The sequence below is a fragment of the Cryobacterium sp. TmT2-59 genome (assembly GCF_004403545.1).
Classification (GTDB): Bacteria; Actinomycetota; Actinomycetes; order Actinomycetales; family Microbacteriaceae; genus Cryobacterium; species Cryobacterium shii.
Genome location: NZ_SOGM01000006.1, coordinates 41,974 through 56,696, shown reverse-complemented (window position 1 = coordinate 56,696; position 14,723 = coordinate 41,974). Strand labels below are relative to the sequence as shown.

Genomic DNA, 14,723 nt, shown 5'->3' with positions numbered 1-14,723 from the left:
GAGAGTGCCCGTTCCAACGGGCACTCTCGACCGGAACGGCCACAGTGGCGGGCTACTTGATCAGTTCGCGCATGCCCCGGTCGAGTTCGGCGAGGGTCTCCTCGGCGGCGGCCTTGCGCTCGGCGACGGATCCGTTGGTGCTGCTGGTGTCGAGGTAGACCTTGAGCTTGGGCTCGGTGCCGCTCGGGCGCACCATCACGCGGGAGCCGTCGGCGAGCCGGATCCGCAGCACGTCGCTGGGCGGCAGGCCGTTGAAACCGGCGGCGAGGTCGTCGATGTGGTCCACCGCGATCCGTCCGACGAAGGCCGGGGGGCTCTCCCGCAGCCGGGCCATGACTCGTTCGATCTCGGTCAGGTCGGTGACCCGCACCGAGATCTGACCGGATGCGAAGTGGCCGAACCGTTCGCTGAACCGGTCGAGGTGCTCGGCCAGGGTGACACCCTCGGCCTTGAGGTCGCTGACCAGGGACAGCAGCGCGACTGCCGCGGAGATGCCGTCCTTGTCCCGCACGGTGCGCGGGTTCACGAGGTATCCCAGCGCCTCTTCGAAACCGAAGATGAGGCCGGGGGCGCGGGACACCCATTTGAAGCCGGTGAGGGTGTCGGTGAACCGCAGCCCGTAGGCCTGAGCGACGGCCTGCAGGGCGGGGGTGGAGACGATGGAGCAGGCGAGCGTGCCCGTGGCCCCGCCGTGGCCGGGCGCACCGGACGCGATCTCCGCGGCCCGCCAGCCAAGGAGGGCCCCGACCTCGTTGCCGCTGAGCCGGCGGTAGCCGCTCGCGGTTCCCTCCTGCGGGATGGCGATCGCGAGCCGGTCGGCGTCGGGGTCGTTGGCGATGATCAGTTCCGCGCCGACCTCCCTGGCCGTCTCGTAGGAGAGGTCCATCGCGCCGGGTTCCTCCGGGTTGGGGAATGCGACGGTGGGGAATGCGCCATCCGGAGCGATCTGGGCGTCGACCAGGGTCGGCAGGTCGAAACCGGCCGCCTCGAGCACGCGCCGGGTGGTGTCCCAGCCGACGCCGTGCAGCGCCGTGTAAACCGTGGTCACCTGCGCGCGCGGCGGGTGGGCGATGCTCGCGGTCTCGTCGATGTAGGCCTGCACGACCGACTCGGGGGCCGTCTCGTAGGGGGCCCGGGGCAGCTGCGGAACCTGCTGCTCGGCGGCGACGCGCAGGATCTCGGCCGCGATGGCCGCGTCGTCGGGTGACACGATCTGGGAACCCTGGTTGGCGCCGCCCAGATAGACCTTGTAACCGTTGTCGTTCGGGGGATTGTGCGAGGCGGTGACCATGACGCCGGCGCCGACGTCGAGGTGGCGCACCGCGAAGGCGAGAACGGGCGTAGGGAGCAGGCGGGGGAGCAGGATGGCGCGCACCCCGGCCCCGGCCATCACGGCGGCCGAATCGGTGGCGAACACCTGGGAGTTCTTGCGGCCGTCATAACCGATGACGACCGAGGGGACCCGGTCCGGCGGCGTGGTCTTGATCAGGAAGGCGGCCAGACCGGCGGCGGCCTGGCAGACGAGCACGCGGTTCATCCGATTGGAGCCGGCGGCGATCGCGCCGCGCAGGCCGGCCGTGCCGAAGGCGAGGCGGTCGTCGAAGCGGGAGTGCAGCTCGGCCAGGGCGCCGGCGTCGCCGTCGGCGACCCCGCGGAGGAGGGCGCGCAGTTCGGCCTGGGTCTCCGGGTCGGGGTCCTGGTTCAGCCAGGCGCCGGCCGTGGCGACCAGGGTCGAGGTTGCATCCGTTGCGCCCGTGCCGGCGTTGCCGGACGGGTCAGCCGGCTGAATGGTGTCCAGCACCATCGTGTTCGGCAGGAGCGCGTCGTTCGCCGCGTCGGTGCCGGCGTCTGCGTCTGCGGTGCTCTCCGAGGGGGTGGAGTGCCGGCCCCGGGCCGTCGCGTCGGTCTCGCCGGGGTTGCGGGCATCCGTGTTCAGAGCATCCGTGTTCAGGGCATCCGGGTTGTTGACGCCGTCCGGGTTGATGCCGTCGGCGCTCATGTCGGCGAGGCTCACAGTGCGGCCACGATCCGGGCGAGCAGCGCGCTGATGACCGGTTCGGCAGACTTGCCGGCGTCGAGCACCTCGGCATGGCTGAGCGGCTCCGTCTGGATCCCGGCCGCGAGGTTGGTGATCAGGGAGAGGCCGAGGACCTCCATCCCGGCTTGGCGGGCCGCGATGGCCTCCAGCGCCGTGGACATGCCGACGATGTGGCCGCCGATGACCCTGGCCATCTGCACCTCGGCCGGTGTCTCATAGTGCGGCCCGCGGAACTGGCAGTAGACGCCCTCGTCGAGCGTCGGGTCGATGGTGCGGGCCAGGTCGCGCAGCCGGCGGGAGTACAGGTCGGTCAGGTCGACGAACGTCGCACCCTCGAGCGGTGAGTCAGCGGTGAGGTTGATGTGGTCGCTGATCAGCACGGGCGTGCCGGGCGTCCAGGTCTCACGGATGCCGCCGGCCCCGTTGGTGAGGATCATGGTCGTCGCGCCGGTGGCGGCAGCGGTGCGCACACTGTGCACCACCCGGCGCACGCCGTGGCCCTCGTAATAGTGCGTGCGGGCGCCGATCAGGAGCGCGCGCTTGCCGCCGGGCAGCAGCACCGAGCGGAGCTTGCCGGCGTGCCCGGCGAGGGCGGGAGCGCTGAAGCCCGTGATCTCCTCGGCGTCGAGGGTGTGGGTGGTCTCGCCGATCAGGTCGGCGGCGCGGCCCCAGCCGCTGCCCAGGGTCAGGGCGATGTCGTGGCGGGCGATGCCCGTGGCCTCGGCGATCTCCCGCGCGGCGGTCCGTGCGACGTCGAACGGATCGGTTTCGGGAACGTCGAGCGGATTAATGTCGGTCATCAGCATCCCGTCATTCTAATTGCCCCTCGTTTTCGGCGGCGTGCCCGTGACTGATTCGACGGAGATTCTGCGATTTTCGGGCCGAAAACGGGCCTGAGCGTCAGATTCCGTGCATATCTCCGTCGAATTGGTTCGGCCGGGGAGGGGCTCGGTTGGCGGGGGCCGCCGCGAGACGGGAGAATATGAGCATGGCCTACGAGTTCGAACGCAAGCAGCGCATCGCTATCCTCGGCGGAGGGCCTGGCGGGTACGAAGCCGCCCTCGCCGGCGCCCAGCAGGGGGCCGAGGTCACCCTCGTCGAGCGCGTCGGTGTCGGCGGTTCCGCCGTGATCACGGATGTCGTCCCCTCCAAGTCCCTCATCTCCACCGCCGAGGCCACCAACTCCATCGGCGAGGCCACCGACCTCGGCGTGCAGCTGTTCGTGCGCAACGAGCTGGGCAAGCCGGCCCGCCCGGAAGTGGCCATCAACCTCGCCGCGGTCAACAAGCGGCTCCTGGCCCTGGCCCGCCAACAGTCCGAGGACATGAAGGCGACGCTGATGCGCGCCGGCGTGAACCTCGTCAGCGGCCACGGCCGCCTCGACGGCACCAGCGGTCTGATCGTCTCGACGGCCGAGGACGGCTCCGGCATCGACTTCGACCGGATCGAGGCGGACACGATCGTCGTCTCCGTCGGCGCGACCCCGCGCATCCTGCCGACCGCGATCCCCGACGGCGAACGCATCCTCAGCTGGACCGAGCTCTACAACCTGCGCGCGGTGCCCGAGCACCTCATCGTGGTCGGCTCCGGCGTGACCGGCGCCGAGTTCGCGTCCGCCTATCGCGCCCTCGGCGCCCGGGTCACGCTGATCTCCAGCCGCGACCAGGTTCTGCCCGGCGAGGACGCGGACGCGGCCGCCGTGATCGAGAACGTCTTCAAACGCAACGGCATGGTCGTGCTCAGCAAGTCCCGCGCCGCCTCGGTCGTGCGCACGGAGACCGGCGTGCTGGCCACGCTCTCCGACGGTCGCACGGTCGAGGGCAGCCACTGCCTGATCGCGGTGGGGTCCATTCCGAACACGGCCGGGATCGGGCTCGAGGAGGCGGGCGTGCAGCTCACCGAATCCGGGCACATCCGGGTGAACCGGGTCGCGCGCACGTCCATCCCGAACGTCTACGCGGCCGGCGATTGCACGACGGAGCTGCCGCTGGCATCCGTCGCCTCGATGATGGGGCGCACCGCCGTGTTCCACGCCATGGGCGACGCGGTCAAGCCGATCGAGATTCGCAACGTCTCGGCCAACATCTTCACCCAGCCGGAGATCGCCACCGTGGGCTGGACCCAGAAGCAGATCGAGGACGGCCTCACCCGCGGCATCATCCACAAGCTGCCGCTCTCGTCCAACCCGCGGGCCAAGATGATGGGCATCAAGGACGGCTTCGTCAAGCTGTTCGCGACCACGACCACCGGCACCGTTATCGGCGGCGTGATCGTGGCGCCCAAGGCGAGCGAGCTGATCTTCCCGCTGGCGCTGGCCGTGGAGCACCGGCTCACCGTCGACGAGGTCGCGATGGCGTTCCCGGTCTACCCGTCGCTGACGCACTCGATTTCGGATGCCGCCCGCGCCATGCACATCGTGCAGTAGCCCCGGGCCGCGGCGAGATCTTCGCTCAGTCACACCAAAAAACCCTCGTTCCCGGAACGAGGGTTTTTTTGGTGCGACTGAGCGGAATGGAGCCGAGACCTGAGGCCGGGCGTCAGGCGTCGAGCACGGCCATCAGCAGGAAACCGGATGCCACGGTGGCGCCGATGACGGCGCCGACGGTGCCGACCACGCCGTCCTTGTGGGCGGTCAGCGGCTGCTCCATCTTCATGGCCTCGAGTACGAGCAGCAGGTCGCCCTTGACGACGCTGTCACCCTCGGCGACGGCCAGCTTCACGATGGTCGCCTGCATCGGGGCGTGCACCGCATCGCCCGTCGCCGTCTGGATCGAGTGGGAGCCTCCACGGCGCCGGGGCGCGGGGCCGGCCGTGTTCTCGGAGCCCGTGCCGGGGAGCAGCCGCACGGGTAGGCTGACCTCGATCCGGCGGCCCTCCACCTCCACGACCACGTTGTGGCGTTTCTGGGGACCGGTGAGTTCTTCCGGGGACCCGTTCCACGGCTCAATGTCGTTCTGGAACTCGGTTTCGATCCAGCGGGTGTAGATCGAGAACGGCGCTCCGTCGGCCGGTGCGAAGGCGGGGTCGCGCACGATGCGGCGATGGAAGGGCAGCACGGTCGGCAGGCCGGCCACTTCGAACTCGTCCAGGGCCCGGCGGGAGCGCTCGAGGGCCTCTTCCCGGGTGGCTCCGGTCACGATCAGCTTCGCCAGCAGGGAGTCGAACGACCCGGAGATGACGTCTCCGGCCTGCACGCCGCTGTCGACGCGCACGCCGGGGCCGCCGGATGGCTTGAACACGTGCACGGGGCCGGGGGCGGGCATGAAGCCGCGGCCGGCATCCTCGCCGTTGATCCGGAATTCGAAGGAGTGCCCGATCGGTTCCGGGTCGCCGTAGGTGAGGTGCCCGCCCTCGGCGAGACGGAACTGCTCGCGCACCAGGTCGATGCCGGTCACTTCCTCCGACACGGGGTGCTCGACCTGCAGCCGGGTGTTGACCTCGAGGAAGGACACCGTCCCGTCCTGGCCGATCAGGAATTCGCAGGTGCCGGCGCCGACGTAGCCGACCTCGGCGAGGATCGCCTTGGAGGCGCGGTACATCTCGTCGCGTTGCGCGTCGGTGAGGAACGGCGCGGGCGCCTCCTCGACCAGCTTCTGGTGGCGGCGCTGCAGTGAGCAGTCGCGGGTGGAGACCACCACGACGGTGCCGTGGGCGTCGGCGAGGCACTGGGTCTCGACGTGGCGGGGCTTGTCCAGGTATTTCTCGACGAAGCATTCGCCGCGGCCGAACGCGGCGACGGCCTCGCGGGTGGCGGAGTCGAAGAGTTCGGGAACCTCTTCCCGGGTGCGGGCGACCTTCAGGCCGCGGCCGCCGCCGCCGAAGGCGGCCTTGATCGCGACCGGCAGGCCGTGCAGGTCAACGAAGTCGAGGACCTCGGAGGCATCCACGACCGGGTTGAGGGTGCCGGGCGCCATCGGTGCGTGCACCCTCTCGGCGACGCGCCGGGCGGACACCTTGTCGCCGAGCTTCTCGATCGCCTCGGGGGAGGGGCCGATCCAGATCAGGCCGGCGCCGATGACGGCGCGGGCGAAGTCGGCGTTCTCGGCGAGGAACCCGTAGCCGGGGTGCACGGCGTCGGCGCCGGACCGCCTGGCCACCGAGAGGAGCTTCTCGATCACGAGGTACGTTTCCGCGCTCGTGGTGCCGTCGAGCCCGTAGGCCTCGTCGGCGAGGTGCGAATGCATCGAGTCGCGATCCTGGTCGGCATAGACGGCGACCGAGAGGATCCCGCTGTCCTTGGCGGCGCGGATCACCCGGACGGCGATTTCGCCCCGGTTTGCGATGAGGACCTTCGTTATTGGGGGCACAGTGCCCTAGCTTATGGCGCTCGGCCCCCTCGGTTTTGGTTCTCTCCCACAAAAAGAGGGGCGATAAAAGTGCGGATGCCTACAATCGGGTGCCAAACGGGTGCCGCAGGTCAGTTCGAGGGGCGGTTCCACAGGCTCGGCCAGGAGTGACCGAGCCGGTTCACGAGCCGCCGCAGCGTCGGGAGGGAAAGCCCCACGACGGTGGAGGGGTCCCCGTCGATGTGGGTGATGAAGGGCGCGCCGAGGCTGTCGATCGTGAACGCGCCGGCCACGAACAGGGGCTCGCCGGTCGCGATGTAGGCGTCGAGCTCGGCATCCCCGATATCGTCGGCGAAGGTGACGTCGGCGACCGCGACGGCCCCGACGGCCTGCCCGGCCACGCCGTTCGTGTGGTCGATCAGCCAGTGGCCGGAAAACAGCTGCCCGGTGCGGCCGCGCTGCAGCTGCCAGCGTTCACGGGCCTTCTCGCTCGTGTGCGGCTTGCCGTAGATGACGTCGTCGATCACGAAAACCGAATCGCCGCCGAGCACGAGGCCGTCCCCGATGTCGCCCGCCCGGGTCAGCGCGAGGGACACGGCCTCCGCCTTCGCCCGGGACAGCAGCTCCACCACCCTGTGCGGGGTGAGGGGCGCGCCGCTGTGCCGGGCGGCTTCGGCCGCCACGGCAGCCTCGTCCACGTCGGGGGCCAGGGTTACGGGTTCGACGCCCGCCGAGCGCAGCAGCATGAGCCGTGCCGGAGACGTGGACGCCAGGTAGAGGCGCATGGTTTCCCTTCGTGCGTGGGGGTGAGGCTCGTGCAGGGGATAAGCGGTGTGGGATCATCGATGAATGGGCACCAGCAACGACAACCAGGCAGACCAGAGCGGGCACTCCGCAGAAGTGGGCGCGGAACTCGAACTCGACGTCACAAACGTAGCTCACGGCGGCATCTTCATCGCCCGGCATGAGGGTCGCGTGGTCTTCGTCAGCGACACCATGCCGGGGGAGCGTGTGCGCGCCCGGCTGACCTCGGCCAGCCACAAGAGCTTTTGGCGGGCCGAAACGGTCGAGGTCCTGACCGAGGCGCCCGAGCGCCAGCCGCACATCTGGGCGTCCGCCGCGCTCGAGCGCGACCCGGACGACCGTGCCGGCGGCGCGGAGTTCGGCCACATCGAGCTCGGCCACCAGCGCGAGCTCAAGCGCCAGGTGCTGGCCGACGCCCTCAAACGGATGGCCGGCATCGAGTCCGAGGTCACGGTCGAGCCCGTCCAGGTGGGCCGCAACGCGTCCCCCGGCGACGCCGCCGACGGCACGGGCTGGCGCACGCGCGTGCGCCTGCACGTCGACGAGGACGGCTTCGTCGGCCCCTACGCCGCCCGCTCCCACCGGGTGATCCCGGTCGGGGACCTGCCGCTCGCCGACCGGCTGCTGGAGGCGGCCGCGCCGCTCGACCAGCGTTTCAAGGGCGCCGCATCCGTCGATGTCGTCGCGCCCAGCCTGGGTTCCGTGCAGGTGCTCGTGGCCGAGCAGGACGCGGCGGGCAAGCGCCGCCCCACCCCACGCACGCTCATTCGCGAGGTCGTCGGGGAGCGCGAGTTCCGACTCGACGCCGCCGGCTTCTGGCAGGTGCACACCAGCGCGGCCGAGACCCTCTACCGGGCGGTGCAGGACACCATCGACCCCGACGAGTTCGACCCGCGGGCCGCGAACCTCGACCTCTACGGCGGGGTCGGCCTGCTCGCCGCCGCGGTCGGCGACCGGTTCGGCCACGACTTGCGCATCACCTCGGTCGAGAGCGACGCCCAGGCCACCGACTTCGCCGCCGAGAACCTGGCCGAATGGGTCGGCGCCAGTGTGCAGACCTCCCGGGTCGACCGGTTCCTCAGCGGCCTGGTGCGCGATTCCAGCGCCGCCGAACGGGCCAGGCAGAACGCGGCCACGGTCATCCTCGACCCGCCGCGCGCCGGTGCGGGCAAGGAGATCATCGACCAGCTCGGGGCGCTCGGCCCGCGTCAGATCGTCTACGTGGCCTGCGACCCGGTCGCGCTGGCCCGAGACATCGCGCTCCTCGCCGGGCACGGATACACCCTGCGCACCCTGCGCGCCTTCGACCTGTTTCCCAACACCCACCATGTTGAGAGCATCGCGCTGCTGTCCAGATAGCTATCGTTGACCTGTATGACGTTGACCTGTACGACAACGTGAGGATGTAGGACCCATGACCGACCCGACCACACCCGTGACCGCGGCCACCCTGCCCGAGGGCGGCATCGTCCTCGACCACCCCGTGCGGGTCGGGATCGCCGACGACCACGAGTCGGTGCGCCTGGGCATCAAGGCCGCCTGCGAGAACGTCGGCTTCGAGGTCATCTTCACCGCTCCCACCGTGCAGGAACTCATCGACGGGATCAACGGCCGCCCGGTCGACGTCATCGTGCTCGACCTGTCGCTGGGCGACGGCTCGCGCGTCACCGACAATGTGCATCGGGCCCAGAGCACCGGGGCATCCGTGCTGGTGCACAGCATCGCGGACCGGGTCGCACTGGTCAGGGAGGCGCTCGCGGCCGGAGCGGCCGGGGTGATCCCCAAATCCTCGCCCACGACGACCGTGATGGCGGCGGTGGCATCCGTCGCCCGCGGCGACGTGCTCAACAACCTCGAATGGGCCACGGCCATCGACGCAGACCGTGACTTCGCGAAGGCGCAGTTGGGTCGACGGGAGCGCGACGTGCTGCACCTCTACGCCTCCGGCCTGCCGCTGAAGATGGTCGCGATGCAACTCGGCATCGCGCACTCGACCGCCCGCGAATACCTCGACCGCATCCGCGTGAAGTACATCGAGGTCGGCCGGCCGGCGCCCACGAAGGTGGACCTGCTCCGCCGAGCCGTCGAAGACGGAATCCTGCCGGGCCTCGACCCGGACGGCGGGGATGCTCGCGGCTGACACTGCGGGCGGGCTCGGGCACGCTCCCGTGCCTCCCACAGAACTCGACCCCCACGGCTCCGACCTGATCGCCGGCCCCCGTCAGCCGCGCAACCCGATCAGTCGCACCCGGATCGAGGTGGTCGTCTCCCGCGCCCTCGCCGGCGTGGGGGTGGTTTTCGCGCTTCAGGCGATGCCCATCATGTTCGCGCAGGCCCCCGAACGGCTGCCGATCATGGGCTTCCTCGCGCCGGTGCTGCTCGGCCTGTCCCTCGCCGCCGTCGTCGTGGCGGCCGTCACGAAGACGGCGGTCCGGGCGGCCACCGGCACCGTCGCGGTGTTCTACCTGGGCGCGCTCATCGCGTGGCCCCTGCTCATGATCAACCCGAACCAGGTGCTCGACGGCAAGCCGTGGCTCTGGTACATGTGCACCATCGCGACCGCCTGTGCGGCGGTCGCGTTCCCACTGGCCTGGGCCGCCGTGTACACCCTCGCGGTGCCGGTCGTCTACGGAGTCATCCGGTCCCAGCCGTCCGGCGGCGGCGCCGACGTGCTCCTGTCCTCCCTCGACGCCGTGTACGCGATCCTCCTTGGCGAGGTCATCCTGATCATCATCTTCATGCTCAGGCAGACGGCGGGCGCCGTGGACGCGGCGCAGACGAACGCATTGCACCAGTACGCGAACGCTGTGCGGCAGCACGCCACCGAAGTCGAACGCGTGCAGGTGGACTCGATCGTGCACGACAGCGTGCTCGCCACGTTCCTCGCCGCCGCGGCGGCGGGCGGCCCGAAGGCGTCGGAACTGGCCTCCGGGATGGCGGCGGATGCCCTGAACCGGCTCAATGAAGCGGCCCTGGTGCCGGCCGGTGACGACAGTCTGGTGCCGTTCGGCGAGCTGGCAGCGCAGATCCGTGCGGCGGCCGAGCGTTTCCCTGTCCCGTTTGCCGTCACCGAGTGCCAGATCGAGTCGCTCCGCCTCCCGGTGCACGCGAGCGAAGCGATCCTCGCAGCGAGCGTGCAGGCCATGGTGAACAGCGTGCAGCACGCGGGGACGGCCGAGTTCACACCCGATCGCACGCTGACCCTGAGCGCGAACGCCCAGGGCGGCTGCACCGTCACAATCGCGGATTCCGGCGTGGGCTTCGACCCGGCCGCGGTGCCGGCCGAACGGCTGGGCCTGCGCATCTCGATCCAGGACCGTGTCGCCAGCGCCGGCGGGTCGGTTGCGGTGTGCTCCGAGATCGGCCGGGGCACCACCATCACCATCGAATGGCCGCCCGCGCCCGCGAGGCACGCGTCATGATCACCGTGCCGCGCGGCCTCGTGCTCTCCCTGGCCGCCCTCTTCTCCACCTACCATGTCCTGCTCGGCATCTATTCTCTGAACCAGCCGCGCACGCCGGGGCCGGCAGTCCTGGCGATCGTCGTCTACTTCGTCGCGACCGTGCTGAGCCTGTGGCCCACGAGCCCCATGCGGATGCCGCTGTGGCTGGCCTTCTTCAACGTCGCGGTCTGCGCCATGATCCCGCTGCTCGTGGTCAGCCAGCTGGACGGGTCCGTGGACAACGGTTACGCCACCTGGTACGTCGCGGCGGTCGGAACCCTGATGACCATCACGGCCACCCGGCGGCAGCCGGCGCTCGCCTGGGTCGGCGCCGGGGCGTTGGTGGTGCACACGGTCGTCTGGGCCGGTCCGGCGGCCCTGGGGTCGATGGGCGTGATCGGAAGCGTCGTCTGGGTCGCGGTCGCCGTCATTCTCGCCCGCGCGCTGGCCAAAGCGGGCCGGGACGCCCGGCAGTACGCCCTGGCCGAACGGGAGGCGACCGAGTGGCAGGCCGCCCAGGAGGCCCACCTCTACGAGCGCCAGGTGCGCCTGGCCCAGACCATCCGCCTGGCCGCGCCGATGCTGCGCCGCATCATCGACCGGGGCGGCGACCTGACCGCCGAGCAGCGCCAGGAATGCCGCTACCTCGAGGCCGCCGTGCGCGACGAGATCCGCGGTCGCAAGCTGCTCAACGACGCCGTGCGCGACCAGGTCATGGCCGCCCGCCGCCGGGGTGCGATCGTCACCCTGCTCGACGAGGGCAACATCGACGACATCCGCGGCCCCGAGCTCGAAACCGTCCTCAACACGCTGGCGGCCGCGATCGGCGGCACCACGGCCGACTCGATCATCGCGCGCACCGCCGGTGACGGATCCGCCACCGCGGTCACCGTCGTCGGACTCAGCAGCGCGGATGCCCGACTCAGCGCGCTCGGACAGGAATCGCCCGAACCCGAGGTCGACCTGTGGCTGGAGATCCCGCGCTGACAGCGAGCGGCCCGCGGGCCCGGTTCAAGCAGGGCCGGTCAAAGCGAAAGGGGACCAACCGTGAGGTTGATCCCCTTTCGACATTCCGTGTCAGGGCGACAACCCGAATGTCACCCTGACTCGCCCCCACAACTCGCCTGCTTACCCTAGTCGGCGAGATCTGGCTGTGAAGTTCTGAGAACCTCACCGGCAAGTTCAATCATGCTTGAACCGGAACCACGAAAAAAGTCGGCATTTAGGGGGACCGGCTGGGCCGGCATCCGTTCTCAGGCGGAGAAGCCGCGCCACCGGCCGTCGCCGGGCACCATCGGCGTGCGGATGCCGCGCTGGCTGCGCTGCCAGGCGCTCTGGCCTCGTGCCGGCGCCTGGCGCAGGCTGTCGTTCTCTTCCCGCATCAGGCCGTGCAGCACCGCCGACAGGGCCGCGGCCTCGTGCGGGGTGACGCCGCGGGTCAGGAAGCGCATCTCGGCGGCCGGGTCGGGGGAATTCGCTGGATCGGTCATGGTGCCCGCCTACAGCGGAATGTTCCCGTGCTTCTTGGGCGGCAGGCTCGCGCGCTTGGTCCGCAGGGCGCGCAAAGCCTTGGTGATCGCGACGCGGGTTGTGGCCGGCTCGATGATGCCGTCCAGCTCGCCGCGTTCGGCGGCCAGGAACGGGCTCGCCACGTTGTAGGTGTACTCGTTGGCCAGGCGGGTGCGCACGGCGGCGACGTCCTCATCGGCTGCCTCGGCCTTCTTGATCTCGGCCCGGTAGAGGATGTTCACCGCACCTTGGCCGCCCATGACGGCGATCTCCGCGGTCGGCCAGGCCAGGTTGATGTCCGCGCCGAGCTGCTTGGAACCCATCACGATGTACGCGCCGCCGTAGGCCTTGCGCAGGATGACCGTGACCAGCGGCACGGTCGCCTCCGCGTAGGCGTAGAGCAGCTTGGCGCCGCGGCGGATGATCCCGGTCCACTCCTGGTCGGTGCCGGGCAGGAAGCCGGGCACGTCGACCAGGGTGAGGATCGGGATCGAGAACGCGTCGCAGAACCGCACGAACCGGGCGGCCTTCTCGCCGGCCGGGATGTTGAGCGTGCCGGCCATGGCGCTGGGCTGGTTGGCGACGATGCCGATCGAGCGTCCCTCGACCCGGGCGAAGCCGACCACGATGTTCGGGGCGAACAGCGGCTGCGTCTCGAGGAAGTCGCCGTGGTCGACGATGTGCTCGATCACGGTCTTCACGTCGTAGGGCTGATTCGGGGAGTCGGGGATGATCGTGTTCAGCTTGAGGTCGGCATCCGTCGTCTCCAGCTCGATGTCGCTGTCGTACACGGGCAGGTCGGCCAGGTTGTTGTCCGGCAGGAAGCTGAGCAGGGTGCGGGCGTAATCGAGGGCGTCGGGTTCGTCGCTTGCCAGGTAGTGCGCCACCCCGGAGACCGTGTTGTGGGTGAGCGCGCCGCCGAGTTCTTCCATGCCGACGTCTTCACCGGTGACGGTCTTGATCACGTCGGGGCCGGTGACGAACATCTGGCTGGTCTTGTCGACCATGATCACGAAGTCGGTCAGGGCGGGGGAGTACACGGCGCCGCCGGCCGCGGGGCCGCAGATGATGGAGATCTGGGGGATGACGCCGGACGCGGCCGTGTTGCGGCGGAAGATCTCGCCGTACTTGCCCAGGGCGACGACGCCCTCCTGGATGCGCGCTCCGCCGGAGTCGAGGATGCCGATGATGGGCACCCCGGTCTTGAGGGCGAGGTCCATCACCTTGATGATCTTCTCGCCGGCGACCTCGCCGAGCGATCCGCCGAAGATGGTGAAGTCCTGCGAGTACACGGCCACCTGGCGGCCGTGGATGGTTCCGGTGCCGGTGACGACGGCGTCGCCGTACGGTCGCTTCTTCTCCATCCCGAACGCGTGCGTGCGGTGGCGCACGAACTCGTCCAGCTCGACGAAGGAACCCTGGTCGAGCAGCATGGCGATGCGCTCCCGGGCGGTCATCTTGCCCTTGGCATGCTGTTTCTCGATCGCGGCCTCACCGCTGGCCGTCACGGCTTCGTGGTAGCGCAGCTTGAGGTCGGCGAGCTTTCCAGCCGTGGTGTACAGGTCGGGGCCCGCAGCGGGCGAGTTCTCAGTCACGCCGTTCACTCTACCGGCCAGCCCCTGCCCCCGATCGTTGACGATTGTCTACAAAAACCGGTCGGTTTGCTGGTCGCTTGCCCTTCTCCCCGTGTTCTCCCCGCGGCCAACTCAGGAGAAACGCCCACTGGGCGGCCAAAAGAGGATGATTAGGCCCGGATTCGGGAGAATAGCCTGAGTTAGCCACGAGAAGAGGGCCGCATGGAGTTTCCGCTCAGCCGCGAGGTCGTACCGCGTTTCGAGTACCTGGCCGAGACCGGGTCGACGAACGACGTGCTCGTCGGCCACGCGGCGGGCACGGATGCCGCCGCCTGGCCCGACCTGTCGACGGTCGTCACCGACAACCAGACTCGCGGTCGCGGCCGATTGGGTCGCACCTGGCTGGCCCCCACCGGCAAATCCCTGGCCGTCTCCGTGCTGCTCCGCCCCCGGGTCGGGGGAGCCCCGCTGCCCGTCGACCACTTCGGCTGGTTCCCGCTGCTGGCGGGGGCGGCGATGACGCGCGCCGTGCGGGCGGCCGTGGAAGCCGGGCTCGCCGCCCGGGCCGCGCCGCCGGACGAGGACAGCCCCCGGCACGAGGTCACCCTGAAGTGGCCCAACGACGTATTGATCGACGGGTACAAAGTGTCCGGCATCCTCTCCGAGCTCCTGCCGGATGCGCGCGGGCTGGTGATCGGGACCGGCCTGAACGTGTCCCTCGACGAACACGACCTCCCCACCCTCACCTCCACCTCGTTGCAGCTGGTCACGGGCACTCCGCCCGACCCGGACGCCGTCCTTGCGCACTACCTGACCGAACTGCGGGTCCTGACGGCCGCGTTCGTCGCCGCGAATGGCGACCCGGTGCGAAGCGGGCTGCTGCAGGCGGTCACCGAGCTGTGCGGCACCCTCGGCTCCGTCGTGCGGGTGCAGCTCCCGGGCGGCACCGACCTGGTCGGCACCGCGATCGCCCTCGACCGCAGCGGCCGCCTGATCGTCGAGGACCAGGCGGATGGCGAGCTGCAGGCCGTCGCCGCCGGAGATGTCACCCACCTGCGGTATTAATGGGT

At 70.1% G+C, this 14,723-nt stretch carries 12 protein-coding genes; 6 read left to right on the top strand and 6 right to left on the bottom strand.

Going from position 1 to position 14,723, the window contains the following annotated elements:
• Nucleotides 1–52 precede the first annotated feature (52 nt).
• Both E3T24_RS00705 and E3T24_RS00700 read right to left on the bottom strand, forming a co-directional pair.
• A complete protein-coding gene (locus tag E3T24_RS00705; RefSeq protein WP_134364857.1) occupies nt 53–1,804 on the bottom strand; it encodes a phospho-sugar mutase in 1,752 nt (583 codons plus the stop codon).
• Between the two features lie 206 nt (nt 1,805–2,010).
• The gene (locus E3T24_RS00700) at nt 2,011–2,838 is read right to left on the bottom strand and encodes a purine-nucleoside phosphorylase (protein ID WP_134364858.1); all 828 of its coding nucleotides are present in this window, start codon (nt 2,836–2,838) and stop codon (nt 2,011–2,013) included.
• Between the two features lie 188 nt (nt 2,839–3,026).
• Between E3T24_RS00700 and E3T24_RS00695 the strand changes: the two genes are divergently transcribed.
• Entirely contained in the window at nt 3,027–4,463 is a 1,437-nt protein-coding gene (locus E3T24_RS00695) for an NAD(P)H-quinone dehydrogenase (protein ID WP_134403313.1), read from the top strand.
• 112 nt (nt 4,464–4,575) lie between these two features.
• On the opposite strand, the gene E3T24_RS00690 is transcribed toward E3T24_RS00695, so the two are convergent.
• Both E3T24_RS00690 and E3T24_RS00685 read right to left on the bottom strand, forming a co-directional pair.
• A complete protein-coding gene (locus tag E3T24_RS00690; protein ID WP_134434172.1) occupies nt 4,576–6,345 on the bottom strand; it encodes a biotin carboxylase N-terminal domain-containing protein in 1,770 nt (589 codons plus the stop codon).
• A gap of 110 nt (nt 6,346–6,455) precedes the next feature.
• Nucleotides 6,456–7,109, bottom strand: a complete 654-nt coding sequence (locus E3T24_RS00685) for a Maf family protein (protein ID WP_134434171.1) — start codon at nt 7,107–7,109, stop codon at nt 6,456–6,458.
• A 64-nt stretch (nt 7,110–7,173) separates the two neighbouring features.
• Here E3T24_RS00685 and E3T24_RS00680 point away from each other — a divergent pair, with 64 nt between their 5' ends.
• Genes E3T24_RS00680 through E3T24_RS00665 form a run of 4 tightly spaced genes read left to right on the top strand, consistent with a single transcriptional unit; the run spans nt 7,174 to nt 11,557 of the window.
• Nucleotides 7,174–8,487 carry a TRAM domain-containing protein gene (locus E3T24_RS00680; protein ID WP_134403314.1) on the top strand — a complete coding sequence of 438 codons (1,314 nt, stop codon included), beginning with the start codon at nt 7,174–7,176 and terminating at the stop codon, nt 8,485–8,487.
• A gap of 55 nt (nt 8,488–8,542) precedes the next feature.
• Nucleotides 8,543–9,268, top strand: a complete 726-nt coding sequence (locus E3T24_RS00675) for a response regulator transcription factor (protein ID WP_134364830.1) — start codon at nt 8,543–8,545, stop codon at nt 9,266–9,268.
• 28 nt (nt 9,269–9,296) lie between these two features.
• The gene (locus E3T24_RS00670) at nt 9,297–10,550 is read left to right on the top strand and encodes an ATP-binding protein (RefSeq protein ID WP_160141093.1); all 1,254 of its coding nucleotides are present in this window, start codon (nt 9,297–9,299) and stop codon (nt 10,548–10,550) included.
• Nucleotides 10,547–11,557 (top strand): hypothetical protein, encoded by a 1,011-nt coding sequence (locus E3T24_RS00665; RefSeq protein ID WP_134364832.1) that lies wholly within the window; start codon nt 10,547–10,549, stop codon nt 11,555–11,557. Before E3T24_RS00670 ends, E3T24_RS00665 begins: the two co-directional genes overlap by 4 nt.
• A gap of 266 nt (nt 11,558–11,823) precedes the next feature.
• Here the strand turns inward: E3T24_RS00665 and E3T24_RS00660 are convergent, their stop codons facing one another.
• Complete coding sequence (locus E3T24_RS00660; RefSeq protein ID WP_134364833.1) at nt 11,824–12,060, bottom strand: acyl-CoA carboxylase epsilon subunit; 237 nt, start codon at nt 12,058–12,060, stop codon at nt 11,824–11,826.
• A gap of 9 nt (nt 12,061–12,069) precedes the next feature.
• On the bottom strand, nt 12,070–13,674 hold the full coding sequence (locus E3T24_RS00655; protein WP_134364834.1) for an acyl-CoA carboxylase subunit beta: 1,605 nt from the start codon (nt 13,672–13,674) through the stop codon (nt 12,070–12,072).
• A 201-nt stretch (nt 13,675–13,875) separates the two neighbouring features.
• Here E3T24_RS00655 and E3T24_RS00650 point away from each other — a divergent pair, with 201 nt between their 5' ends.
• On the top strand, nt 13,876–14,718 hold the full coding sequence (locus E3T24_RS00650; protein WP_134434170.1) for a biotin--[acetyl-CoA-carboxylase] ligase: 843 nt from the start codon (nt 13,876–13,878) through the stop codon (nt 14,716–14,718).
• Nucleotides 14,719–14,723: the final 5 nt, after the last annotated feature.

Bases quoted from the DNA above. Each gene is read 5' to 3' on its own strand.
- E3T24_RS00675 (WP_134364830.1), top strand. From the start codon at position 8,543: ATGACCGACCCGACCACACCCGTGACCGCGGCCACCCTGCCCGAGGGC.
- E3T24_RS00695 (WP_134403313.1), top strand. From the start codon at position 3,027: ATGGCCTACGAGTTCGAACGCAAGCAGCGCATCGCTATCCTCGGCGGA.
- E3T24_RS00660 (WP_134364833.1), bottom strand. From the start codon at position 12,060: ATGACCGATCCAGCGAATTCCCCCGACCCGGCCGCCGAGATGCGCTTC.
- E3T24_RS00685 (WP_134434171.1), bottom strand. From the start codon at position 7,109: ATGCGCCTCTACCTGGCGTCCACGTCTCCGGCACGGCTCATGCTGCTG.
- E3T24_RS00650 (WP_134434170.1), top strand. From the start codon at position 13,876: ATGGAGTTTCCGCTCAGCCGCGAGGTCGTACCGCGTTTCGAGTACCTG.
- E3T24_RS00680 (WP_134403314.1), top strand. From the start codon at position 7,174: ATGGGCACCAGCAACGACAACCAGGCAGACCAGAGCGGGCACTCCGCA.
- E3T24_RS00665 (WP_134364832.1), top strand. From the start codon at position 10,547: ATGATCACCGTGCCGCGCGGCCTCGTGCTCTCCCTGGCCGCCCTCTTC.
- E3T24_RS00700 (WP_134364858.1), bottom strand. From the start codon at position 2,838: ATGACCGACATTAATCCGCTCGACGTTCCCGAAACCGATCCGTTCGAC.
- E3T24_RS00705 (WP_134364857.1), bottom strand. From the start codon at position 1,804: ATGGTGCTGGACACCATTCAGCCGGCTGACCCGTCCGGCAACGCCGGC.